We start from the raw sequence: 21,496 nt of genomic DNA, 5'->3' as shown, positions 1-21,496 counted from the left end.
GATCCCAGCAAAATAGCAGGAGAACCGGCATGCCTTCCCCCATTCTGTCGTGGCAGGTCTGGGCACTTCTTGCCGCCGTCTTCGCCGCCCTGACGGCGATCTTCGCCAAAATCGGCGTGGAAAACGTCAACTCCGATCTCGCCACCTTCATCCGCACGGTGGTCATCCTGGTGGCTCTGGGCGGGATCCTCATAGCCCTCGGTGAATTTCGCGGGCTGCCGGAGATCCCGGCGCGCAGCTACGCCTTTCTTGTTCTCTCGGGCCTCGCCACCGGCGCATCCTGGCTCTGCTATTTCCGCGCGCTCCAGCTCGGAAACGCCTCGCAGGTGGCCCCGATCGACAAATTGAGCGTGCTTCTGGTCGCCATCTTCGGCGTCACCTTTCTCGGAGAGAAACTGAGCGCGCTCAACTGGCTCGGGATCGCCGCCATTGCCGGCGGCACCTTCCTCGTCGCCTATCGCGCCTGAAGCTCGCTGCGGCCGCGGATGAGCGCACCGAACAGCTCCTCGTCGCCGATCACACCTTTGACGCCGTCGTCACCGACGACGACGAAATCTCCCCGATGCATCAGCCGCGCATCGATCAGATCGCGCAACCCGGTCTCGCGGCCGACCCGCACCAGACTTCCGGGCGCCAGAGAACCAGAACGGAGATTTTGCAGATCGATGAGCGGCAGCGTCTCACCGTTGCGCACGATTCCATCCGAGACGAGTTCGTAGCTCTCGGCGCCGCCGTTCTCGGCTCCTGCCCCCTCGCCCGTGGTCGTCGACCCCTCTCCGCTCACCCGCAGAGGCCGCATCACCTCCTGCGCCCGCAGGACGTTGAGCGGGTTCATATGCGAGACGAAGGCGCGCACATACTCGCTCGCCGGCGACAGCACGATTTCCTGCGGCGTGCCGACCTGGACGATGATGCCGCCTTCCATGATGGCGATGCGGTTGCCGAGCTTCAAAGCCTCGTCGAGATCGTGACTGACGAAGATGATGGTGCGCTGAAGCCGCCGCTGCAGATCGAGAAGCTCGTCCTGCAGGCGGTCGCGGATCAGAGGATCGAGTGCCGAAAACGGCTCGTCCATGAGAAGGATCGGCGCATCGTTGGCGAGCGCACGGGCAAGCCCGACGCGCTGCTGCATGCCGCCCGACAATTCCTCCACGCGTTTGTCGCCCCAGCCGCCGAGGCCGACGAGCTCGAGCTGGCGTTCGACGTCCTTGCGCCGACGGCGTCGCCCGACATGTGAGAGTTCGAGCCCGAGCGCAACGTTTTCGCGCACCGTCCGCCACGGCAGCAATGCGAATTGCTGGAACACCATGGAGACGCGGTTGCGCCTGAGTTTGCGCAATTGCCGCGTTCCGCAGGAATGCACCGGCACGTCGCTCTCGCCGTCATGCACGAAGACTTCGCCGCGGGTCACCGGATTGAGCCCGTTGACGGCGCGCAGAAGCGTCGACTTGCCGGAGCCGGAAAGCCCCATCAGCACCACGACCTCGCCGTCATAGACGTCGAGATCGGCGTTCTTGACCCCGACAATCTGGTTGGTCTCGTCCTGGATCTCGGCGCGGCTCTTGCCGGCATCGATCAAGGGCAGCGCTTTCGCCGGGTGATCGCCGAAGACGATATCGACGCCTTTGAAGCGGACGACCGGCTGGCGTGAGGATCTCTCGCTCATGCCTTTTTGTCCGTCTGGCCGCGGCACAGGCGATCGAGGATGATCGCGACGAGGACGATCGCCACGCCCACCTCGAAGCCGCGGGCGATGTTGACCTGGTTGAGCGCTCGCAGCGTCGGCACGCCGAGACCGTCGGCACCGACCAGGGCGGCGATCACCACCATGGAGAGTGACAGCATGATCGTCTGCGTGAGCCCCGCCATGATCTGCGGCAAAGCATAGGGAAGCTCGACCTTGAAGAGGCGCTGCCAGGAGGTGGCCCCGAAGGAATCGGCCGCCTCGATCAAAGGCCGTGGCGTCGAAACGATGCCGAGCTGGGTGAGGCGGATAGGTGCCGGAATGGCGAAGACGACTGTGGCGATCAGCCCCGGCACCATGCCGAGCCCGAAGAGAATGAGCGCCGGGATGAGATAAACGAAGGTCGGGATCGTCTGCATCAGATCGAGGATCGGCCGCAGCCCCTGCATCAGCCAGGGCCGTCGCGCGGCCGCGATGCCGATCGGCACGCCGATCACCATGCAGATGATGGCGGAGGACAGAACGAGAGCGAGCGTTTCCGTCGTCTCTTCCCAATAGCCCTGATTGACGATGAGAAGGAGACCCGCCGCCACGAAGATCGCAAAAGCCAGCGAGCGCCTCAGGAGAAAAGCCAGGACCGCGGTGAACGCGATGACCGCAAACGCCGGTGGCTTTTGCAGGAGAAACAGGATCGCGTCGATCACATAGCTGAGGGCAAAGGAGATGCTATCGAAGAAGCCGGAGGCGTTGGCTGTCAGCCAGTCGACGCCGTCGCGCGCCAATGCGCCGATCGGCAGTTTGTGCTCTGTCAGCCACTCCATACGCTCTTCGTTCCCCCTTGCTTCACCGCGCGAAACAGCAGCGGCCATGGGGGCGCAAGAAACCAGACTCCTCGGCGACTTCCAAGTGCAATCGCACGACCGGCCTCGCCTCGTACCGCTTTCGCTTGCGGCAGAGCGATATCAAAATCTCCTGTTCACACGGCCGTGAAGGCGCGTGAAACGGCGGTTTCTGGCCACGCCAGGAACGCCCGATTTCCACAGCGCGTCTTTGTCACAGAGGCGCCGTCTCGCCAGAGAGAAACTATGGCACCGAACGCTGAGCGGCCGCCGAGAGCTGAGTGGCCGCCGAGAGCTGAGTGGCCGGAGGGGCATCCCCTCCGGCCCAGACTGTCTCGGGCGCGGCCTATTTGGCGGCAACATCGTGCTCGGCCGCCTGGTCGAAGAGCGCGCTGAACTTCTTCTTCGCCATGCCCGGCGTCTTCACGGCTTTGGCCTCTTCGAGATTGCTCGAGGGATCGCCGACGACGATGAGCGCCACCATCCCCATGGCGAAATGCGGTGTGCAGCGAACGCCGTAGACGCCTTCCTTGTCGAGCGTCACGGAGAAATCCTTGCTCGTCTTGCTCTTGAAGGCTTCAGCACCCTCCGGGAGCATGCCCTTCATGGTTTCGGCGTTGTGCCCAGGATTGGCGGCGATGAAATTGATCGTGTCGCCCGGCTGCGCCCGCACGAAATCCGGTTCGAAGACCATGACGCCCTTTTCGCCCTTGTTGAGCATCTTGACGTCGAACTCTTCCGCCTGAGCCGGGAGCGCAAAGGATGCGAGCGCGAGGCTGGCGGCGAAAGCGGCGAGAGAGGTCTTGGCGAGGGTCATGATCATGGTCCTGTCGTTGCGGCGTCCGGGGGTGCGCCATGGCGTCTTGATAGAGCCCTTCCGACCGACAAACTTTGTGCAATCACAAACACTTGGACATTTGACGCGGCGCCACCGGCCCGTCTCTCAGGCGGTGAGATGGCGATAGATCGCCGGCAGAGCCGCCGGCAGCCGCTCGCCATGCGGGACGATCGCATAGGCGCCGCGGCCGAAGAGATAGGGAAAGTAATCGCGCGCCGCCTCATCGACGGTGACACCGAAGACGCGGATGCCGTCCTTACGAGCCTCGCGGATCGCCATGCGCGTATCCTCGATGCCGTAGCGGCCCTCGTAATAATCGATGTCGTTCGGCTTGCCGTCGGTCAGAAGCAGAAGCAGCCGGTGCCGCTGCGGCCGCTCTTTGAGGCCGGCGGCAACATGCCGGATGGCGGCACCCATGCGGGTATACTGGCCAGGTTTGAGCGCCTCGACCCTCCGGATCACCCGCGCGCCGAGCGGCTCGTTGTAATCCTTGACGCTTGCAACGCTTACAGACGTTCGGCGCCTGGAGGTGAAGGTGAAGATCGCATGCTCGTCGCCACAGGCGGTGAGCCCGTGCGTCAGGGCGAGGAGCGCGCTCTTCTCCACGTCGAGCACGCGGTGGCCGCCCAGCCACGCATCCGTCGATAAAGAGACGTCCATGAGGACGGCCATGGAGAGATCGCGGTCAGTGGCCCGCGCAGTCGTGAACACACGCTCCGAGCCGGCCCCGCCAGCCCGGCGCTCGGCGACATCGCGCACGATCGCCGCAAGATCGATATCCTCGCCATCGGGCTCGCCGTAAAAGATCTGACGCTTCGGGCGGAGCGCCTCGAACTGCCGCCGGACCTGGCGAATGCGCCGTTGCATCTCCGCGTCGGGCGTCCAGTCCTCGCCCTCTTCGGCCGCTGGTCCGGCGATCACCCGGCAATGATCGCGGCGATAGCAATGCCGCTTAAAGTCCCATTCGGGATAGGTGAGGCTCGCAGAAAGCACCTCCCCTTCGGCCGCTGCCGGCGCCAGATCGAGATCCATTTTGACCCGACTTGCGGCGCGCTGCCGGTTCGAGCCGATGCTGAGTTCGGGCAAATCGTCGGCCGCCTGACGGGCGCCGTCCTCGTCGTCGTCTTCGACCTTGCGGTTGACGTTGACCATTTCGGCGACGCTGAAGATCGTCTCGAAACGGTGCAGAATCAGCGAATCGCCGCGGTCGCTCTGCTCGCTCTCGTGGCGCGAGGCCCGCCTGCGCCTGGCATCGACCGTGACGGATTCCCCGCCCGGCTCGTCACCCTCCTCCGCGCGGGCCAACCCGTCGCCGGCCATCACCTCGCCCCAGAGCGGCACCGGCAGAAACGGCCGGTAACCCCGCGGGGCTGAGAGGCCGGCAATGGCAATATGCGCGTCCTCGATCAGCGCCAGAAACCGTCCGCCATCGGCCCGGCGGCCGCCCAGAAGGCTCATGATCGCAGCCTCGATCTCGGCCTCAGAGCCGGAGAGAGCCCGGCGCGGGCGCACCTCCAGTGTCGCCTGCCGCAAGCGCTGATAAGTCGTCCGCAATCCGGGCCAGGCCACCAGCGTCGTGCGGATTGCGGCGACCGCGGCCCGCAGCCGCAAGACGTCCGCAACGAGCGGATCGGCGGCCGTCGGTGTCGCCCCGGCATGCGCAAACCAGGCCGCAAGCCATTCATAAAGCGCCTCGTTGTCGGCGCGGGCCGGAAAAACGTCGAGCACATCCGGCAGCCGCAGCGTCTCCGCATCGAGGATCGCCCGTGGCATCCTTTCCGCCCCGAGCCCGACCTTCTGCAAGAGCGGCAGCCGGTGCAAGGAGACGCTCGCCGCCCCTTCGGCGATGCGGACGGCACCGCTGCCGCCGAAAGCGCGAAACATGACGCCGAGCCGCGTGCGCACCTCGTCGAGACGGACGGCCGCCTCCGGATGATGCCGATAGGTGCTGACACCGCCCACAAGCCGGTGCCAGAAGACGCCGACCGTCTCCTCGGGCTCGAAGATCGACATCGCCGTCAGCCGAGCGCGATTTCTGCGATGCGGGCAAGCGCCGTCATCACGTCGGGATCGTCGGTCAGCGGCTGCAAGAGCGCAGCCTCGATCGCGATCTCCGGCTTGATGCCGCTTGCGATCAGGCTCGCGCAATGGATGACGAGACGCGTCGAGGCGCCTTCCTCGATGTCCTGTCCCGTGAGTTCGCGCAGCGCATTGGCGACCCGTACGAGCGGCACGCAGCGCTCGCGCGGCAATCCGCTTTCGCTGGCGACGATGCGCGCCTCTTCCTCAGGTGCCGGAAAGCCGAACTCGAGCGCCACAAAACGCTGGCGCGTGCTCGGCTTCAAGGATTTCAGGACATTCTGGTAACCGGGATTATACGACACGACGAGCATGAATTCTGGCGGCGCGGCGAGGAGCTCGCCGGTGCGTTCAAGCGGCAGGAGACGGCGGTCGTCGGTGACCGGATGCAGGACGACCGTCACGTCCTTGCGGGCCTCCACCACCTCGTCGAGATAAACGATCGCGCCTTCGCGCACCGCCCGCGTCAGCGGCCCGTCGACCCAGACCGTCTCACCACCCTTCAGAAGATAGCGCCCGGTGAGATCCGCCGACGTCAGGTCGTCGTGGCAGGAGACCGTGTAGAGCTTCCGCCCGAGCCTTTCGGCCATATGCGCGACGAAGCGGGTCTTTCCGCAGCCGGTCGGCCCCTTCAGAAGCACCGGCAGCTGGTTGCGATAGGCGTGTTCGAAGAGAAGGCATTCGGAGCCCGAGGGCGCGTAGAAGGGAAGCTCCGGCTCGGACAGGGCTGTGTTGATCAGCGCGGACATGATGGGCTCCGGCGAGTTTCTAAAAATTTCGGCTGCTCGGGAAGAGACGCCGGGCGGGATCCCGCCCGGCGCTGGCTCAATCTATTCGGCGGGCTGCAAGGCCGCAGTCCGACTGGCACCGCGTTCCCGCACGGGACCGAAAATCGAATAGAGGTAGAGAAGCGCGGCCACGACCACGAGGGCGCCGGAGCCGAGACGGATCCAGTAGAACATGGCGAGCTGGTCCTGCACCTCCATGTAGCTTTCGCCCATCACGCGCTGCAGCTGGATCTGGACGATGCCCGCGAAGGTGAGCGCGAAGGTCATCACCGTCATCGCCGTCGTCATGATCCAGAAGGAGAGGATGTTGAGCGACTGGTTGTAAGGCTTGTGGCCGCGCAGATACGGCATCGCATAGGTGATGAGGGCAAGATTCAGCATCACATAGGCGCCGAAGAAAGCGAGATGCCCGTGGGCTGCGGTGAGCTGCGTGCCGTGGCTGTAATAGTTCACGAAGGACAGGGTGTGCAGGAAGCCCCACACGCCCGCGCCGAAGAAGGCACCCACCGTGCAGCCGAGAGACCACAACATCGCGGCCTTGTTGGGATGATCGCGCCGGCCGCGCCAGGCCATCGAGAAGGCGAAGATCACCATGGCGAAGAAGGGCGCGACTTCGAGCGCTGAGAAGATCGAGCCGACCCACTGCCAGTACCCTGGCGCACCGATCCAGTAATAATGGTGGCCGGTGCCCAGGAGCCCCGAAAACAGCGCCAGTCCGACGATGGAATAGAGCCATTTTTCGATCACTTCGCGATCGACGCCGGTCATCTTGATCATCAGGAAGGCGAGGACGGAGGCCATTACCAATTCCCACACGCCTTCGACCCACAGATGGACGATGTACCACCAGTAGACCTTGTCGAGAGAGATGTTGGTGGGCTCGTAGAAGGCGAACAGCCAGAAGACGGCGATGCCCCAGAGGCCCAGAAGCAGGACATTGGTGACCGCCGTCTTGCGACCGCGCAGCACCGTCATCGAAATATTGTAGAGGAAGATCACCGCGACGACGGCGATCGCCACCTTGATCCACAAAGGCTGTTCCAGGAACTCGCGGCCCTCATGGATACCGACCGTGTAGCCCGCGACGGCCGACAGCGCCCCGAACATCAAGAGCCCGAGCTGCACATAGGCGAGAAACGGGCTTTCGATATCCCGCTCCGCCTCTTCCGGCACGAGGTAATAGGCACAGCCGAAGAAGCCCATCAAAAGCCAGACGATCAGCGCGTTGGTGTGAATCATCCGGATGATGTTGAACGGCAGCAATTCCGACAGGAAGTTCGGCAGGACGTAGACGGTCCCCGCCAACGTGCCGGCGAGAAGCTGGACGGCGAACAAGCTCATGGCGCCGGCGAAGTACCAGTACGCCACTCTTTGCGATGCGTATTTCATGGGTTTTGTTCCTTCAGCCGGCGTCGTTCGGCGGCCAGTCCTGCGTGTCGATGCGGCTGGTCCATTCCAAGAAGTCGATGAGATCGTTCAGTTCTTTTTCGCTGAGATCGAAGTGCGGCATCTGCCGGCGGCCCTCGATGCCGGTCGGCATGGAGCGGATCCAGGCTTTGAGGCCTTCGCGCGCGATCTCTGGATCGTCGCGTCCGCCGTAGCGCACCCAGACATTGCCGAGCTCGGGCGCGAAATAGGCGCCTTCGCCGAGCAGCGTGTGGCAGTCGATGCAGGCATTCTTTTCCCACACCCTCTTGCCGTGCGCGACGGAAGGCGTGAGCGTCGCCGTGTCGGTCGATTGGCTCACGATGTGCCAGTGGCTCTCCGCCGTCAGGCCGACGAAGGCGACGAAAAAGAAGATCGACCCGCCATAGAAAATGTTGCGGGCCGCGGATTTGGTGAAGCGCTCGCTCATCGCGCGTGGCTCCGGTGACAGGCAGGCATGGCGTTCCTCTTGCTGCAGGCACTCGTGTCGATGGGCAGACGACTTACGCAGCCACGCCGTGGCGCTCTTTGCAGAAACGCAAACTTTGGAAGCGGCAGGAGCTTCGTGCTCGGAACGGCGCCATATGCGCGGGGCCACGAGCTTGTGTTTGCGCAAAGTCGCGCACGCTCGCCCCTGCTATCCGCCCTTACGGAACATCAGAGGACTTCGGCGATGACGGAGGCGGCGAGGACGGGTGCAGCAGAGGAGATTGCGGAAGGCTGGGGCCCGCTCGACGGCCTGCCCGGCAATCCGATGATGTGGATCCTGATCCTCGGAGAAATGCTGGTCTTCGCCATCCTCCTCGCCGGCTTCAGCATCGCGAGAGCGCTTCACCCGGCGGAGTTCGCGGCCTCGCAGGCGCATCTCCATCCGCTCCTCGCCGGCCTCGCCACGATCACGCTCGTGACGAGCGGCTGGCTTGCGGCTCGTGCGCTTCACTGCGTCCGGCGCGGAGAGAGCGGGCGCCCGCAGCTTGTCGCGGCGATGCTGATCGGCAGCGGCTTCCTGGTCCTGAAGAGCATCGAATACGGCCGCGAATTTGCGGCCGGCATCGGCATCGAAACCGACACCTTCTTCACCCTCTACTTTCTGATCACCGGCTTCCATGCGCTCCACGTGGTGATGGGCATCATCGTGCTCGCCATCGTCGCGTGGCAGAACAGTGCCGAGAACATCGAAACCGGGACCGCGTTCTGGCACATGGTGGATCTCGTCTGGATCCTCATCTTCCCGACCCTTTATCTGCTGCGGTGAGGGAGATGCGGGACATCGATCTGGCATGGCTCGCGCTCGTCGCGCTGACACTGTTGTCGCTCGGCACCAGCAGCACCGCCGGTGCCGTGTCGGCAGCCCTCATCCTCGCCCTTGCCGCGGCCAAGGCGATGGCGATCCTGCGCTGGTTTCTGGAGATCGGAGAGGCCTCCCGAGGCTGGAGGCTCCTGCTCGACTTCTACGTCGTCGCCATCTGCACCACCATCGCCGGCATCTTCGTGATCGCGGGTCAATTTGCCGAGGCGGGATGAAGCCCGCGGGCCGAGGTCTCAAAATTCTCGGCTCTGCGGCAAGTTTTTCGAAAGCCTGGTTCCGCTCGTGAAAAGCCATTCCTTGTGCGAGCAGGCTTTCGCGCACAAAAGGTGCGGGCGCTGCGACCGAGGCCGCTTCCTTAACCGACCGCTGCGCTGCTAAGAGCCGAGACCTTATGCTTCAGCTTTCTCCACATTCAGACAAAAGCGCGCCAGGCGGCCCCCAAAGCGGTTCGGCAGACGAGACTGCGATCGTGCGCTTCGCCTCGGCCGGCAAGCGTTTTGCGGCACCGGACGGTGGCGCCGAATTCGTCGCCCTCGAAGACATCGACCTCACCGTGTCCGAAGGCAGCATCACCGGCATTATCGGGCGCTCCGGCGCCGGCAAATCGACACTCATCCGCATGGTCAACGGCCTGGAACGGCCGAGCTCCGGGCAGGTCATCGTCGATGGCATCGACGTGGCGGCGATGGACGAGCGCAAGATGCGCACGCTGCGGCGGTCCGTCGGCATGATCTTCCAGCATTTCAACCTGCTGTCGTCGCGAACGGCCTATGCCAACGTGGCGCTGCCTTTGGAAATCGCGGGCGTCTCCAAGGCCGAGATCTCCAAGCGCGTCACGCCGCTCCTCGAGCTCGTCGGCATCGCCGACAAGCGCGACCGTTACCCCGCCGAAATGTCGGGCGGGCAGAAACAGCGCGTCGGCATCGCCCGCGCACTTGCGACCAACCCCAAGGTTCTCCTGTCGGACGAGGCGACGAGCGCGCTCGATCCGGAGACGACCCGCTCCGTTCTAGCGCTTCTGAAACAGGTCAATCGAGAGCTCGGCCTCACCGTTCTTCTCATCACCCACGAAATGCAGGTGGTGCGCGAAATCGCCGACCAGGTCGCCGTTCTCGATCGCGGCCGCATCGTGGAAAAAGGCGACACCTATTCGGTCTTCGCCCGGCCGCAGCACCCGGTCACACGCACCTTCCTGGAAGGCGTGACGGGCGTGCGCCTGCCCGCCTTCGTGACCGAAAAGATGACGAGCAAACCGGAGCCGGGCGCCGCCGCGGTCGTCAAAATCGTCTTCACCGGTCCGACCGCAACCGACCCGATCCTCGCTGAAATCGGCAAGACGCTCGCAACCGACGTCAACATTCTGGCGGGCGCTGTCGACGAAATCGCCGGCAAGCCGTACGGCACACTCGTCGTCTCGCTCGACCAGGCGGCGCTCGCCCCCGCGCAGGCGCTCATTGAAGAGCGCGGCCTGACCTCGGAGGTCCTCGGCTATGTCCGCTAACATGTTCTGGCTGCTCTGGTCGGCGACGCTCGATACGCTCTTCATGGTGGCCGTCTCCGCCCTCATCGGCGTCGCCATCGGCGCACCGCTCGGCATTTTTCTCGCCACCAGCCGCAAGGGCGAGCTCTTCGCCGCGCCCATCCTCAACCGCATCCTCGGCGCCATCGTCAACGCCCTGCGCTCCACCCCCTTCATCATCCTGGTGGTGGCTATCATCCCCTTCACGAGGCTTCTGACCGGCACCTCGATCGGCACCACCGCGGCCATCGTGCCCCTGACGGTGGCGACCTTCCCCTTCGTCGCGCGCCTCATCGAATCCTCGATCCGCGAGGTCGATCCGGGCCTGATCGAGGCGGCGCGCGCCATGGGCGCGAGCCCGCTGCAGATCGTCCTCAAAGTGCTGGTGCCGGAAGCGCGGCCCTCCATCACCCTCGGCCTCACCCTCACCGTCGTCAGCCTCATCGGCTATTCCGCCATGGTCGGCGCCGTCGGCGGCGGCGGCCTCGGCGATCTCGGCATCCGCTACGGCTATCAGCGCTTCATGCCGGAGATGATGCTGGCGGTGGTCGTCGTCCTCATCGTCCTCGTTCAGGCCGTGCAGTCGACGGGCGACAAGCTCGCCCGCCATTTTGACAAGCGCAGCCGCAGCAACTGAGCTTCAAAGACCCCTCAAAACGGAAAGTATCGTCATGGCTTTGAAAACACTCTTCCTCGCAGGTTCGCTGGCCCTCGGCCTCACCGTTCCCGCTCTCGCAGAAACCATCACCGTCGGCGTGACGCCCGGCGAGCAGGGCGAGATCATGGAAAAGGTCCAGGAAATCGCCGCCAAAGACGGCCTCGACATCAAGGTCCTGGAATTCTCCGACTACGTCGTCCCGAACCAGGCGCTGGCGGACGGCGAGCTCGACGCCAACGCCTTCCAGCATCAGCCCTATCTCGACGCCCAGATCGCCGATCGCGGCTTCGACATCGTCGCCGTCGCGCCGACGATCAACACGCCGATGGGCATCTATTCCAACAAGGTGGAGAAGATCGACGACCTTCCGGAAGGCGCGAAGGTCGCCATCCCGAACGATCCGACCAATGGCGGCCGCGCGCTTCTCCTCCTCCAGGATGCCGGCCTCATCACGCTTGATCCGGATGCCGGCCTGAAGGCGACGCCGCTCGACGTCACCGACAACCCGAAGAACATCGACATCATCGAGCTCGACGCAGCGCAGCTGCCGCGCTCCCTGCCCGATGTCGATGCGGCCGCAATCAACACCAATTATGCGCTGGAAGCCGGCCTCGACCCGCGCGCCGATGCCATCGCCAAGGAATCGGCGAAGTCGCCTTACGTGAACGTCATCGCCGTGCGCAGCGAAGACAAGGACGCCGAATGGGTGAAGCGCTTCGTCAAGGCCTATCATGACGACGCGATCCGCGACTTCATCAACGAGCGCTTCAACGGTGCCGTCATCGCCTCCTGGTGAGGCTGAGCCATTTTCTCTGACAATCGCCGACGCGGAGCGTTCTGCACCGCGTCGGCAGTCTCCTGCGACCTCTGCGGCGCGAGCCCATGAGCCGCCCTCGAGATTGTCGCCCGACAAAGAAGAGCGGCCGCGACCCGGCATAGGATCCTTTCGGTTCGAGAGGAGACACCAATGCCCGCACCGCCTTTGTCGTGGAACGTCGCCGACATGGCCGTCGACGAATTCCTCACCCGGTACAAAAACGCCATCCCGGTCTTCATGCGCCGCCGGCTCTTGTGCATCGGCTGTCCGTTCGGCCACATGCACTCCGTGCGCGACGCCTGCACCGAGCACGGAATCGAGCCGGAACCGCTTCTGCGCGAGCTTGCAGAGCACATGATCCCGCATGAGCGCCCGGAGTATCAGGCCGAAACGTCCGAGCCGCGAAAGGAGGGGCCTTGAATCCTATGCCCATGAGAAATCCCGCCGAGACCGGCAAGCCGATCACACGCACCGATCACGGCTTCGACATCGATGCCGGCCTCCTCGCCGATGCCTTCGCGCTCGAGGTCGAAGAGGTGCGCACGCTCATGCGCCAGGGCGAGATCAAGAGCCGGCTCGAGCGCGGCCAGGACCGCGACGCCGGCACCTTCCGGCTCGTCTTCTTCCATCACGACCGGCGCGCGACCTTCGTGGTCGACGAAGAGGGACATCTCCTCCGCCGGACCTGCTTCACGCTCACCGATCTCGCAGCGGCCCACAGCCCCAGGGCGCCTCAATAAAACGAATCGGGGTTCAGTCGTCCTTATTCGGCCCCCTCGGCGATGACGACGAGGGCATGCGGATCGCACACCACGATCTTCTTGCGGCCGCTCGAGACGAGGCCCCTCGCCTCCCAGGCACTCAGGAGCCGGCTCACCGTGTGCAGCGTCGTGCCGGTCATTTCCGCCACGTCCTGACGGGTGATCGGAAAATCGATCAGAACGCCTTCGTCGGTCTTGCGGCCCGCCTGCTTGACGAGGCGCAGAAGGGCATGCGCGACCCGCCGCTCCACCTCTTCGGTGGAGAGTTCGCGGATGCGCGTATGGGCGTCCTGCAGCCTTTGTCCGACCGTCGCCAGCGCATTGACGGCAAGCGCCGGGCAGCGCGCGACGAGCGTGTCCCACTGGCTCATCGGCCAGGCGAGTGTCAGGCTGTCGGCGACCGCCGTCGCCGTACCGGGATAGTCCGGACGCCGGATCGCCTTGGCGATGCCGTAAATGTCGCCCGGATTGACGTGGCGCACGACGATCTGCTGCCCGTCGGGCGTCGACTGCGTCACCTTGAGGCGCCCATGCAAGAGGGCAAAAAACTCTCCCGCCGGATCGCCCTGATTGAAGACCGCGGTGTTGATCGGAATCCGCCGCGTCGTGGCGGAGGCGAGGACCGCTTCGAGATCCTCGTCTGAGAGCGAGGCAAAAACGCCGAGATCTTTCACCAGTGAGCGATCGAGATGTGGGGCGGGCATTCTTCCTCCGGCATCGACGTGCGCCGCGACAGACATCACCAGAGCTTATCGCGAGCTTCGTTGCACGGTCAAAAGTCGTGCCGCGCCAGATGGTTCATCCGCATCGGCGCCAGGCGGCGCGACAAAGCTCTGAGGGTCGGAGAGAGAGAGGGTGGTGCGGGCGGTCGGAATCGAACCGACACTCTGTCACCAGAACTGGATTTTGAGTCCAGCGCGTCTACCAGTTCCGCCACGCCCGCAAGGGTCCCGGCCGGCCCGCAAGGGGCGTCCGGAAATCCGCGCAGATGCTTAGGCGTTGCCGGCCGTCAGCGCAAGATGCTGTGCGCCAGGATTTCCTCAAGACGCGGAAAGAAATCTCACCCGCAGAAGCGACCGAGCTAAAGCCTGGTCAGGCGAAGCGGGCTCGCGCAGCCGGCGCCGCCATCTCCAAAAGTTAGGGCTTGAGCCCGCAGCGACGGAAGGCGATAAGCCCTCATCACTCCCCGACCGGCAAGGCCCATGCTTCGCGCCCTCTATGATTGGACGATGAACCTCGCCGCGAGCCGCCATGCGACGGCCGCGCTTGCCGGCGTCTCTTTTGTCGAGAGTTCGGTGTTTCCAATCCCGCCGGACGCGCTCCTCATCCCTATGATCCTCGCCGACCGGTCGAAGGCCTGGTATTACGCGACCGTCGCCACCATCGCCTCCGTCATCGGCGGCCTCTTCGGCTATCTCATCGGCGCCTTTCTCTATCAGGCCGTCGCGGCGCCCATTCTCGCCTTTTACGGCTATGGCGACGCCTTCGAGGCATTTGCCGCCAAATACAACGAATGGGGTGCCTGGGCCGTCCTGATCGCCGGCGTCACGCCCTTTCCCTACAAAGTGATCACCATCGCCTCGGGCGCCACACATTTGTCGCTCGTCGTCTTCATGGTGGCGAGCGTCATCGCCCGCGGCATCCGCTTCTTCGCGGTCGCCGGCCTCCTTTATGCCTTCGGGCCGCCGATCAGGACTTTCATCGAAAAGCGGCTCGGGCTCGTCTTCACCGTCTTCCTGCTGCTCCTGGTGGGAGGCTTCATCATCATCAAATATATCCTGCCAGGCTCACATTGATGGCTGCAACCGATCGCACCCTGCGCCTTCTGGCCCTCCTCCTCTTTCTGGCGGCGGGCGCCACCATTCTGACCGCACTCGGCTTCGAACATATCGGCGGCTATCAGCCCTGCGCCCTCTGCCTGCGCGAGCGCCTGCCCTATTACGTCGCTCTGCCGATCACGCTGGTGACGGTGCTGGCGGTCTGGCGGGGCGCGCCACGTGGCCTCCTCGCGGCCCTCTTCGGCGTTCTCGCAATCATCTGGGCCGTCAGCTTCGGGCTCGGCGTGCATCATGCCGGCGTCGAATATCATTGGTGGAAGGGGCCGGACACCTGCGTGCAGACGGGCGGTCCGGGCGATGCCGCGTCGATGTTCAATTCCCTGCAGAGCGGGGTGTCGGGGCCGAGCTGCGACGAGGCGCTGTGGCACCTCTTCGGCCTCTCCTTCGCCGGCTGGAATGCGGTCGCCTCGCTGTTCCTTGTCGCGCTGACGATCTACGCGCTTTACAGGACGCTGGCTAAGCGGCGCTGAGCCGATATGGAGCCAACGCCGTAGCGGCTTACGGCTCCAGCTCCGTATCCCAGTAGAGATAATCCATCCAGCTTTCGTGCAGATAGTTCGGCGGGAAGAGCCGGCCGTTGCGATGCAGATCGTAGGTCGTCGGCTCGAACGGCATATGCCGCGGCCAGATCTTGATCTCCTCGCAGCTCTTGTTGCTCTTCTTCAGATTGCACGGCGCACAGGCGGTGATGACGTTGGTCCAGGTGGTCTGGCCGCCCTTCGAGCGCGGGATCACATGGTCGAAGGTGAGATCGTCTTCCGAGCCGCAATAGGCGCATTCGAAGCGGTCGCGGAGAAAGACGTTGAAGCGTGTGAAGGCGGGATTTCTGGAGGGCTTGATGTAGGTCTTCAAGGATACGACGGAAGGAAGCTTCATGGAGAAGCTCGGACTTCGGATCTGGAAGTCGTATTCGGAGACGATATTCACTCGGTCGAGAAACACCGCCTTGATGGCGTCCTGCCACGACCAGAGCGACAAAGGATAGTAGCTGAGCGGCCGATAATCGGCGTTCAGAACGAGTGCGGGATGCGCGTTAGGCGAGACGTGTATCGTCATGGCGCTGCGCTAATGCCATCGAAGTCAACGGCCTCCTCTTAGTCGCAGGCATAGTCTATACGCTCTGTGACACGCTTGTGAAGCTCATCTGTCACGTCGGCGAATAAGGATCTTGCAAGCGCCGCAAAGAGGCAGCGCTTGCGTCTCGGCCTTCCTCAGGCCGCGCCGAGCACCCGCTGCAGAAACTGCTGCGCCAGGCTGAGCCCGTCCGGCCCGATGCCGTGGCCGATCCCCTGGCTGATATGCCATTCGACGGGGATCTTAGCGTCCGTCAGCCCCTCATTCGCCATGAAGAGCGCCTGCACCGGGATGAGCTGATCGCTATCGCCGTGCACGAGAAGCACCGGCGGCTTCTGCGCCGCAGGCGCCGCGATCGCCGCCTTGTCGGCGAGAAGACCGGAGAAACCCACGATACCGGCTAGCTTTTTCGGCCGCAGCGGCCCGACATGGAGTGCCATCATCGTGCCCTGCGAAAAGCCGACGAGCGCCGTCTTCGTCTCGTCGACGCCGACCCGCTGCATTTCCTGATCGAGGAAACGGTCGAGCGAGGGTGCCGCCTCTGCCACACCGAGCTTATAGACGTCCGGGTCCTGGCGCGTGAGATCGAACCATTGCCGGCCCATCGGCGCGGCCGCGCACGGCTCCGGCGCATGCGGCGCGGCGAAGGCGGTATCCGGCAGCGCCTGCGCCCATTCACGTCCGATCGCGATGAGGTCGTTGCCGTCCGCGCCGAAGCCGTGAAGGAAGACGACGAGACTTTTTGCCGCGCCTCCCGAGGCTGGGGCGATTCGCGGTCCGTCGAGGAGGGTTAAAGGCATCAGGAATCTCCGAGAGGTATCACGTCTTTTTTGGCAGTGACGGCGTAATAGCGCCAGAACAGGCGGGCGGCGACGCCGCGCCACGGCGACCAGGCTTCCGCGATCCCCCGCAATTCCTTTTCCGAGGGTCGCTCCACCATCGTGAAGGCGTGGCGCACGGCATTTTGCAACGCAATGTCGCCGGCTGGAAAGATGTCCCGATGGCCGCAGCAGAAGAGAAGATAGACCTCGGCCGTCCAGCGCCCGACGCCATGAAGCGCCGTCATTTCGGCGATCGCCTCCTCCGCCGGCAGGTCTTCCAGCCCCTCGAAGCGGAAATCGGCGACGCAGCTCTCGGCAAGCCGCCGCAGCGTGCGGATCTTCGGCCGCGACAGACCGCAAGCCTTGAGCTCCTCCTCATCGGCGGCGAGAACACTCTGCGGCCCAACCTCCTGAAGCTTGTCGGCAAGACGTCGCCAGATGCTGTCGGCCGCCGCCTTGGAAACCTGCTGCGCCACGATGATGGAGGCGAGCCCCTCATAGCCGCCGTGATGACGGCGCAGCGGCACGTCGCCGGCAAGCGCCACCACCGGCCCCAGCCGTGCATCGGCGCGGGTGAGATGCGTAAGGCCTTTGGCGATATCGTCGAGGCTGTCGATGCGGCTCAATTCTTCATCACCACGCAGGCCCCTCCCTTGGCGCGCAGCCGGTCGCAGATCCGGCTCGCCTCCGCTTTGCTGTCGGCTCCGAGCCGGACGGCATAGATCGAAGCGCGACCGCGCGCCGGCGTCTTCGCCCGCACCACCATAGGCGGCTCGTCGCCGAAGAGCGAAGCGTAGCGGCCCTTCAGCCTTTGAAACTGCGACAGAGCCGCAGCCTGCGAAAAGCTGCCGGCGACCTGCGCGCCCCACGGCTTCCAGTCGCCGGAGGCAATGGCCATGCGCGGGCTCGTGCGCGCCGCGGGCAGCTTCCGGCACGCCTCCAGGAAGGAAAGGTCGGGGTCGAGACTGAGATCGCCGAGCTTGGCTTCTCTTTCACGCCAGCGTTCCGCCGGCTCGCCGGTGATGGAGAGAACGAAATTCTGCGTCTCGAAGGGAAGACCGCTGTCGCCGGCAAGCCAGCTTCTCACGCGGTTAGGTCCGGCATTGTAGGCGGCCGCCGCCAATCCCCAATTGCCGAAGAGGCTCCAGTTTTCGCGCAGATACGAGGCCGAATGATAAAGCGCCGGGGCGATGTCGAAGGAATCGGCAAGGCCGCGCGCCCGCGCCGTCGCCGGCATGAACTGGGCGATGCCCTCCGCGCCTTTCGGGCTGACGGCACCGGCATCAAAGCGGCTCTCCTTGAAGATGAGCCGGGCGAAATAGGCGGCATCGAGCCCGAAGCGTCGTGCCTGCAGCTCGATCGACGCGCAGATCGCCTCGGGTTCGGCGGCAACCTTTTCGAAAGCGGGCGGCACATTCGCCGGCGGCCCGATGCCGACGACGGCACCTTCCTCCCACGCGATCGCCCGTGGTGCCGAAAGCCCCACGATCGCGAAAGCCAGAAGTGTTTTGCCGAAACGCCGCATCGCCCCGAAATCTTCAACCGGATCCGGGCGGAAATTTGGGCCGTCGTCTGCCGCGCGCAAGGGCGCCGGAGGCCTCTTTCAGGAAAGCGCGATACCGGAGCCCGACTTTTCCGCCTGATAGGCGCCCGAAAGCCGCTGATACGCATCTTTGATCCGCGCGACCCGCTCGGCGAAGGCGACCTGCGCATCGTCGGAGGAGGCGTCGATCAGTTCGACGAGCGCCGTCGCGGTCCAGAAGGTGTTGGTGCCGCGATAGGCCCCGTCCTTGATCCCGAAGACTTCCTTGAGGATGGCGAGGTCGTGCGGGATCGCAAAGGCGTCGCGCGTCACCTCATAGGGAAAGAGATAGGTGAAATTGTCGAAGCCCGCCCAGGTGATCGCCGAAAGACACAGCGAACAGGGCTCGTGCGTGGCGAGAAACAGACAATCGGCGGTCGCCGGACGTCTCGCATCCGGCAAGCGGTAGAAGGCGTTGAGGGCCGCGACCTCGCCGTGAAAGAGCGGGTTCGTCCGCTCCTGGTTGGAGGCGGCGACGACCAGAGAATAATCGGACTTCTTCAGGATCGCCGCGCCGAACACTTTGTTGCCGGCGGCGACCCCTGCCTCGGTCAACGGCAGGATATCGGTCTCGATGACCTCGAGAAAACGGTCCGCGAGGCGCTCCGCCTCAGGCCGCATCGTCCTGCCGGGTAGCACCGCCATAGCGGCGCGCGACATAGTCTTCGACGAGCGCGGTGAAATCTTCCGCAAGCTTCGGCCCGCGCAGGGTCGTCGCCTTCTCGCCGTCGATGAAGACCGGCGCGGCCGGCTGTTCGCCCGTGCCCGGCAGCGAAATGCCGATATCGGCGTGCTTGGATTCACCCGGCCCGTTGACGACGCAGCCCATCACGGCAACCGACATCGCCTCGACGCCCGGATAGGTCTCTTTCCAGACGGGCATGCGTGCAGCGATATGGTTTTGGATGTCGCGCGCCAGCTCCTGGAAGAGTGACGAGGTCGTGCGCCCGCATCCGGGGCAGGCCGAAACGATCGGCAGGAACTGGCGGAAGCCCATGCTCTGCAGGAGCTCCTGGCACGCCTTCACCTCGAGCGAGCGGTCGCCGCCCGGCTCCGGCGTCAACGAATAACGGATCGTGTCGCCGATGCCTTCCTGCAGCAGGATGCCCATGGCAGCCGAAGAGGCGATCAGCCCCTTGGAGCTCATGCCCGCTTCCGTCAGGCCGAGATGCAGCGCGTAATCGCAGCGCTGCGCCAGCATGCGGTAAACGGTGATGAGCTGCTGAACGTCGGAGACTTTCGCCGACAGAATGATCTTGTCGCGCGGCATGCCGATCTCTTCGGCACGCGCGGCGGAGAGAAGTGCAGAGCGCACCATCGCCTCGCGCATCACCGCAGTGGCGGAGATCGGATGCGCCTGGCGGCCGTTCTCGTCCATGAGGAGCGTCAGCAGCTCCTGGTCGAGCGACCCCCAATTGACGCCGATCCGCACCGGCTTGTCGTAGCGCAGCGCCGTCTCGATGATGGCGTCGAACTGGCTCACGCGTTTTTTGCGGAAGCCGACATTGCCCGGATTGATGCGGTATTTGTCGAGCGCCTCGGCGCAGCCCGGATATTCGGCCAGAAGCTTGTGGCCGATATAGTGGAAGTCGCCGATCAAAGGCACGTTGACGCCGGCCGCGCGCACCTTGTCGCGAATCTGCGGGACGGCCGCAGCCGCCTCCTCGCGATCGACAGTGACCCGCACCAGCTCGGAGCCGGCCCGGGCCAGCGCCATCACCTGTGCGACGGTCGCATCGATATCGGCCGTATCGGTGTTGGTCATGGATTGGACGGCGATCGGATGATCGCTTCCGACCATCACGCCACCGACGTTGACGGCAACCGACTGGCGCCGCTGAGCGGGGCCTGCGGGCAGCGCGAAATCGCTGAGGCTCGGACGTTCTTGCATGGGCGAACTCGTGGCGAAATCGGTCCTGGAAGTCAACGTCGTTTGCGTCGCGCCGTCCTTGTGTCGCAAGCCATAAGAGAATGGCAGCCTTGCAGGAATTGCGCGCTCAGGCCGCACTCTGCAACACGGAGACGATATCGTCGACCACGGAGTTGACGACATCGCGATCATCGCCCTCGCCCATCACCCGGATCACGGGCTCCGTGCCCGAGGGCCGGATGACGAGACGCCCGGAATTTCCAAGCTTCGTCTGCGCCGCGATGATGAGCTTCTGCACCTGCTCCTGCTCAAGCGGCAGATTGCCCTTGTAGCGGATGTTCTTCTTCACCTGCGGCACGGGATCGAAGCGGTGGCAGACCTCGCTGACCGGCTTCGCCTCCTTGCAGACGACGGCAAGCACCTGCAGCGCAGCCACGAGGCCGTCGCCCGTCGTCGTATAATCCGACAGGATGATGTGCCCGGATTGCTCGCCGCCGACATTGAAGCCGTGCTGGCGCATATATTCGGAGACATAGCGGTCGCCGACGGGCGTGCGCGCCAGCGACAGGCCGAGGCCGCCGAGAAAGCGTTCAAGACCGAGATTGGACATGATGGTGGCGACGATGCCGTTTCCGGCGAGCCGCCCTTTGGCTTGCCAGTAAGAAGCCACGACGGCCATCAGCTGATCGCCGTCGACCTCGTTGCCCTTTTCGTCGACGATGACGACCCGGTCCGCGTCGCCGTCGAGCGCGATGCCGAGATCGGCGCGCACCTCATGCACTTTGCGCGCGAGCGCCGCCGGCGAGGTGGAGCCGACATCGCGGTTGATGTTGAAGCCGTCCGGCTCGATGCCGATCGGGATCACTTCCGCACCGAGCTCCCATAAAACGTTCGGAGCGGATTTGTAGGCGGCACCATTGGCGCAGTCGATGACGACCCGCAGCCCATCGAAGTCGAGGTGGCGCGGCAGGGTGCGCTTGGCAAATTCGATGTAGCGGTCGACGACCCCGTCGACGCGCTTGGCGCGGCCGAGTTCGCGCGGACCCGCAAGCCGGCGCGACAGATCCGATTCCACGAGTTCCTCGATCGCCGTCTCGACCTCGTCGGAAAGCTTGAAGCCTTCCGGGCCGAAAATCTTGATGCCGTTGTCGTCGAAAGGATTGTGGGAGGCGGAAATCATGACGCCGTAATCGGCGCGCATGGAGCGCGTCAGCATGGCAACGGCAGGCGTCGGGATCGGTCCGAGCAGAAACACGTCGACACCGACGGACGTAAAGCCCGCGACCAGCGCGTTCTCCAGCATGTAGCCGGACAGCCGCGTATCCTTGCCGATGACGACGCGTTGGCGATGGCCGTTGCGGTAATAGAGGCCGATCGCCTGCGCCACCTTCATGGCGATCTCCGGCGTCATCGGGAAGGCGTTCGCCGTACCGCGGATGCCGTCGGTTCCGAAATAGCTTCGTGTCATTCTTGCCTGCGCCCTCTCCTGCGCTGCGCGGTTGCTCGCGCCCCGGCTCGTTCGGTCTGCACCGTCGAAAACGAAACGGTGCCGCATTTTTCTCAAGGAACAATAAAGGCCCGGAGCGATCTCCGG

General features: G+C 64.4%; 25 protein-coding genes and 1 tRNA gene. 10 read left to right on the top strand and 16 right to left on the bottom strand.

Annotated features, from left to right (window positions below):
• Window positions 1-29: 29 nt before the first annotated feature.
• Complete coding sequence (locus EO094_RS04270) at window positions 30-467, top strand: EamA family transporter (protein WP_128291040.1); 438 nt, start codon at window positions 30-32, stop codon at window positions 465-467.
• Here the strand turns inward: EO094_RS04270 and choV are convergent.
• From choV to EO094_RS04235, 7 genes are all read right to left on the bottom strand, one after another.
• Entirely contained in the window at window positions 455-1,666 is a 1,212-nt protein-coding gene (choV, locus tag EO094_RS04265; RefSeq protein WP_128291039.1) for a choline ABC transporter ATP-binding protein, read from the bottom strand. The genes EO094_RS04270 and choV overlap by 13 nt on opposite strands.
• Window positions 1,663-2,505 (bottom strand): choline ABC transporter permease subunit, encoded by an 843-nt coding sequence (gene choW / locus EO094_RS04260; RefSeq protein ID WP_128291038.1) that lies wholly within the window; start codon window positions 2,503-2,505, stop codon window positions 1,663-1,665. The genes choV and choW overlap by 4 nt, the downstream gene beginning before the upstream one ends.
• A 364-nt stretch (window positions 2,506-2,869) precedes the next feature.
• A complete protein-coding gene (locus EO094_RS04255; RefSeq protein ID WP_128291813.1) occupies window positions 2,870-3,340 on the bottom strand; it encodes a pseudoazurin in 471 nt (156 codons plus the stop codon).
• Between the two features lie 126 nt (window positions 3,341-3,466).
• Entirely contained in the window at window positions 3,467-5,374 is a 1,908-nt protein-coding gene (locus EO094_RS04250) for a nitric oxide reductase activation protein NorD (protein ID WP_128291037.1), read from the bottom strand.
• 5 nt (window positions 5,375-5,379) lie between these two features.
• Window positions 5,380-6,189: a CbbQ/NirQ/NorQ/GpvN family protein gene (locus EO094_RS04245; protein WP_128291036.1), complete on the bottom strand. Its 810-nt coding sequence runs from the start codon at window positions 6,187-6,189 to the stop codon at window positions 5,380-5,382.
• Between the two features lie 81 nt (window positions 6,190-6,270).
• Window positions 6,271-7,617 carry a cbb3-type cytochrome c oxidase subunit I gene (locus EO094_RS04240; protein ID WP_128291035.1) on the bottom strand — a complete coding sequence of 449 codons (1,347 nt, stop codon included), beginning with the start codon at window positions 7,615-7,617 and terminating at the stop codon, window positions 6,271-6,273.
• A gap of 13 nt (window positions 7,618-7,630) precedes the next feature.
• Window positions 7,631-8,083, bottom strand: coding sequence for a c-type cytochrome (locus EO094_RS04235; protein ID WP_128291034.1), 453 nt, complete (start codon window positions 8,081-8,083; stop codon window positions 7,631-7,633).
• 243 nt (window positions 8,084-8,326) lie between these two features.
• Here EO094_RS04235 and EO094_RS04230 point away from each other — a divergent pair, with 243 nt between their 5' ends.
• The 7 genes from EO094_RS04230 to EO094_RS04200 all read left to right on the top strand — a co-directional run bounded on the left by EO094_RS04230 (window position 8,327) and on the right by EO094_RS04200 (window position 12,696).
• Window positions 8,327-8,908 (top strand): cytochrome c oxidase subunit 3 family protein, encoded by a 582-nt coding sequence (locus EO094_RS04230; RefSeq protein WP_128291033.1) that lies wholly within the window; start codon window positions 8,327-8,329, stop codon window positions 8,906-8,908.
• A gap of 5 nt (window positions 8,909-8,913) precedes the next feature.
• Window positions 8,914-9,177, top strand: coding sequence for a cytochrome C oxidase subunit IV family protein (locus tag EO094_RS04225; RefSeq protein WP_128291032.1), 264 nt, complete (start codon window positions 8,914-8,916; stop codon window positions 9,175-9,177).
• A 176-nt stretch (window positions 9,178-9,353) separates the two neighbouring features.
• On the top strand, window positions 9,354-10,463 hold the full coding sequence (locus tag EO094_RS04220) for a methionine ABC transporter ATP-binding protein (RefSeq protein ID WP_128291031.1): 1,110 nt from the start codon (window positions 9,354-9,356) through the stop codon (window positions 10,461-10,463).
• Window positions 10,453-11,118, top strand: a complete 666-nt coding sequence (locus EO094_RS04215) for a methionine ABC transporter permease (RefSeq protein WP_092815597.1) — start codon at window positions 10,453-10,455, stop codon at window positions 11,116-11,118. The genes EO094_RS04220 and EO094_RS04215 overlap by 11 nt, the downstream gene beginning before the upstream one ends.
• A gap of 40 nt (window positions 11,119-11,158) precedes the next feature.
• On the top strand, window positions 11,159-11,935 hold the full coding sequence (locus tag EO094_RS04210; RefSeq protein ID WP_425455857.1) for a MetQ/NlpA family ABC transporter substrate-binding protein: 777 nt from the start codon (window positions 11,159-11,161) through the stop codon (window positions 11,933-11,935).
• A 171-nt stretch (window positions 11,936-12,106) separates the two neighbouring features.
• Window positions 12,107-12,376: a DUF1858 domain-containing protein gene (locus EO094_RS04205; protein WP_128291029.1), complete on the top strand. Its 270-nt coding sequence runs from the start codon at window positions 12,107-12,109 to the stop codon at window positions 12,374-12,376.
• A gap of 5 nt (window positions 12,377-12,381) precedes the next feature.
• Entirely contained in the window at window positions 12,382-12,696 is a 315-nt protein-coding gene (locus tag EO094_RS04200) for a DUF6522 family protein (protein ID WP_205649815.1), read from the top strand.
• 23 nt (window positions 12,697-12,719) lie between these two features.
• Here EO094_RS04200 and EO094_RS04195 read toward each other — a convergent pair whose 3' ends face one another.
• Both EO094_RS04195 and EO094_RS04190 read right to left on the bottom strand, forming a co-directional pair.
• Entirely contained in the window at window positions 12,720-13,421 is a 702-nt protein-coding gene (locus tag EO094_RS04195) for a Crp/Fnr family transcriptional regulator (protein ID WP_128291028.1), read from the bottom strand.
• 152 nt (window positions 13,422-13,573) lie between these two features.
• Window positions 13,574-13,660 (bottom strand) — tRNA-Leu (locus tag EO094_RS04190).
• Window positions 13,661-13,919: 259 nt separating this feature from the next.
• Here EO094_RS04190 and EO094_RS04185 point away from each other — a divergent pair.
• Together EO094_RS04185 and EO094_RS04180 are read left to right on the top strand one after the other, a co-directional pair.
• The gene (locus tag EO094_RS04185) at window positions 13,920-14,513 is read left to right on the top strand and encodes a YqaA family protein (RefSeq protein ID WP_128291027.1); all 594 of its coding nucleotides are present in this window, start codon (window positions 13,920-13,922) and stop codon (window positions 14,511-14,513) included.
• A complete protein-coding gene (locus EO094_RS04180) occupies window positions 14,513-15,025 on the top strand; it encodes a disulfide bond formation protein B (protein ID WP_128291026.1) in 513 nt (170 codons plus the stop codon). Before EO094_RS04185 ends, EO094_RS04180 begins: the two co-directional genes overlap by 1 nt.
• 28 nt (window positions 15,026-15,053) lie before the next feature.
• Here EO094_RS04180 and EO094_RS04175 read toward each other — a convergent pair whose 3' ends face one another.
• The 7 genes from EO094_RS04175 to glmM all read right to left on the bottom strand — a co-directional run bounded on the left by EO094_RS04175 (window position 15,054) and on the right by glmM (window position 21,370).
• Entirely contained in the window at window positions 15,054-15,611 is a 558-nt protein-coding gene (locus tag EO094_RS04175; RefSeq protein WP_128291025.1) for an HNH endonuclease, read from the bottom strand.
• A 155-nt stretch (window positions 15,612-15,766) separates the two neighbouring features.
• Window positions 15,767-16,429 (bottom strand): alpha/beta hydrolase, encoded by a 663-nt coding sequence (locus EO094_RS04170; RefSeq protein WP_128291024.1) that lies wholly within the window; start codon window positions 16,427-16,429, stop codon window positions 15,767-15,769.
• Entirely contained in the window at window positions 16,429-17,076 is a 648-nt protein-coding gene (locus EO094_RS04165) for a DNA-3-methyladenine glycosylase family protein (protein WP_128291023.1), read from the bottom strand. Before EO094_RS04165 ends, EO094_RS04170 begins: the two co-directional genes overlap by 1 nt.
• Complete coding sequence (locus EO094_RS04160) at window positions 17,073-17,975, bottom strand: lytic transglycosylase domain-containing protein (protein WP_128291022.1); 903 nt, start codon at window positions 17,973-17,975, stop codon at window positions 17,073-17,075. The genes EO094_RS04165 and EO094_RS04160 overlap by 4 nt, the downstream gene beginning before the upstream one ends.
• Before the next feature lie 78 nt (window positions 17,976-18,053).
• Entirely contained in the window at window positions 18,054-18,653 is a 600-nt protein-coding gene (locus EO094_RS04155) for a cytidine/deoxycytidylate deaminase family protein (protein ID WP_128291021.1), read from the bottom strand.
• Complete coding sequence (gene ispG, locus EO094_RS04150) at window positions 18,643-19,923, bottom strand: flavodoxin-dependent (E)-4-hydroxy-3-methylbut-2-enyl-diphosphate synthase (RefSeq protein ID WP_128291020.1); 1,281 nt, start codon at window positions 19,921-19,923, stop codon at window positions 18,643-18,645. Before ispG ends, EO094_RS04155 begins: the two co-directional genes overlap by 11 nt.
• 106 nt (window positions 19,924-20,029) lie before the next feature.
• The gene (gene glmM, locus EO094_RS04145; RefSeq protein ID WP_128291019.1) at window positions 20,030-21,370 is read right to left on the bottom strand and encodes a phosphoglucosamine mutase; all 1,341 of its coding nucleotides are present in this window, start codon (window positions 21,368-21,370) and stop codon (window positions 20,030-20,032) included.
• Window positions 21,371-21,496: the final 126 nt, after the last annotated feature.

This window comes from Afifella aestuarii, assembly GCF_004023665.1.
GTDB classification, from domain to species: Bacteria; Pseudomonadota; Alphaproteobacteria; order Rhizobiales; family Afifellaceae; genus Afifella; species Afifella aestuarii.
The sequence above is the reverse complement of the archived record's forward strand: the minus strand, read 5'-3'. Positions and strand labels throughout refer to the sequence as shown.